This is a genomic window from Pseudomonas sp. P7548 (assembly GCF_013386585.1).
GTDB lineage: Bacteria > Pseudomonadota > Gammaproteobacteria > Pseudomonadales > Pseudomonadaceae > Aquipseudomonas.
Genome location: NZ_JACARO010000097.1, coordinates 1 through 1,849, shown reverse-complemented (window position 1 = coordinate 1,849; position 1,849 = coordinate 1). Strand labels below are relative to the sequence as shown.

The 1,849-nt window shown below is 62.0% G+C and carries 1 protein-coding gene and 1 pseudogene; one reads left to right on the top strand and one right to left on the bottom strand.

The annotated features are described in order from the left end of the window. A pseudogene (locus HX803_RS29590) lies at positions 1-313 on the bottom strand (sodium:proton antiporter); the annotation flags it as partial. Between the two features lie 245 nt (positions 314-558). Here HX803_RS29590 and HX803_RS29585 point away from each other — a divergent pair. Beyond that, the coding region (locus HX803_RS29585) for a methyl-accepting chemotaxis protein (protein ID WP_178925673.1) at positions 559-1,849 on the top strand (1,291 nt) is incomplete at its 3' end.

Sequence of the window (1,849 nt, the reverse complement as noted above, 5' to 3'; positions counted from 1 at the left end):
TCAACAGCCATTTGACATGGCTGCCGCCGGTGGCTTCCTGGCGGTCCACCAGCATCAGCGCCTTGTCGGCCAGCGCGTGGGCCAGGCCGGATTTGGCAATGGCCACGGCGAACGCGCCGAGCAAGGCGTAGGACAGCGCCACAGTAGCGCCGCCGCCCAGCCCGCCGTTGAAGGCTTTGAGCGTGGCCTCGATGCCCAGGCCACCGGTCAAGCCGCCCACCAGGGCGCCGACGATGATGGCGATGACCACATGCACGCGGGACAAGCTGAGCACCAGCATGGTGCCGACCGCGGCAATGACTGCGTTAATCATGGTTACCTCAAGCAGAAACATAAAAAACAGGCATGCCCGCGCCCAGGCGGCCATCGGGTGGATGGCTGCCAGCGTGCAGGCTTGAAGGAGGTCTTATTAGAGGGCGCGCACTTTGCAGCAGGCGCGGCTGCATGTCAAAAAACGGCGCCGCTTTTGGGTTTAAATTGAACGTTTAAATAATAAAGAACCAAAAAACGCGGCCGATACAAAGGCTCTCTGTGTTTTCAGGTTAAGGATGCGCCTCGATGTCTCTCAGACAGCTTTCCATTCAATGGAAAATCACCCTGCTCGCCGGCCTGTGCCTGCTGGGGATCGTGACCCTGCTGGTGGGTTTGTCGTTGTATCGCATGGAACAGAGCTCGGAGCAGGTCAAGGCGTCCAGCATGCAGATGCTCGATCAAGCCGCCCAAGCGCGCATCGAAGCCCAGGGTGAAGCCCAGGCCCTGGGCATTCGCCGTCAGTTCATGGACGCGTATCAATACGGCCACGGATTTTCCCGCCAAGTGCTGTTCTTGCGCGAGCAGGCCGAAAAACGCTTTTTGGATGCGTTCGACACCCGCGAAGACCTGACCCGCCAGGTCAAGGCGGCCCTACAGGCCAACCCCGACTTGCTCGGCTTGTCCCTGGTGTTCGAAGCCAACGCCCTGGATGGCAAGGACGAGCTCTTCGCCAACCAGGCAGAACTGGGCAGTAACGACAAAGGCCGCTTCGCCCTGTACTGGTCGCAGCCCACGCCCGGCAAACTGGAGTCGATGGCGCTGCCGGAAAGCGATATGGCCGACACCCGCGTCGGCCCCAGCGGTGAAAAGGCCAACGCCTGGTTCACCTGCCCGCGCACCACGCTCAAGCCCTGTGTGATCGAGCCGTACTTCTATGTAATCAACGGGCAGAACGTGCTGATGACCAGCATCGTGTTCCCACTGATGGTCAATGGCAAAGTCATCGCGTCGCTGTCGGTGGACATCAACCTAAACAGTCTGCAGGCCGTGAGCCAACAGGCGAGCCACAAGCTGTATGACGGCCAGACCCAAGTCAGCATCCTCAGCCCTACCGGCCTGCTCGCCGGCTACAGCCCGGACGCCGGCAAGCTCAGCCAGCGCCTGGACAAGGTCGACACCGCCAACGGCGCGCAATTGATCAGCGCCCTGGCCAGCAGCAACCAACTGCGCAGCCTGCGCACCGACCATCAGCTCAAGGTGCTGGCGCCGTTTGCACCGATCCCGGACGGCAAGGCATGGGGCGTGTTGCTGGATGTGCCGGAAAAAGTGCTGGTGGCCCCGGCCGAGGCACTGAAAACCCAACTGGATGCCGACAATGCCAAGGGCACCTTGCTCGAGCTGAGCCTGGGCCTGTTTGCGGCCGTGCTTGGCCTGATCCTCGTGTGGCTGATGGCCCGCAGCGTGACCCGGCCGATCCTTGGCGTGGCCAGCATGCTGGAAGACATCGCCAGCGGTGAAGGCGACCTCACCCGCCGCCTGGCCTACGACAAGAAGGACGAGCTGGGGCAGTTGGCCGGCTGGTTCAACCGTTTCCTCG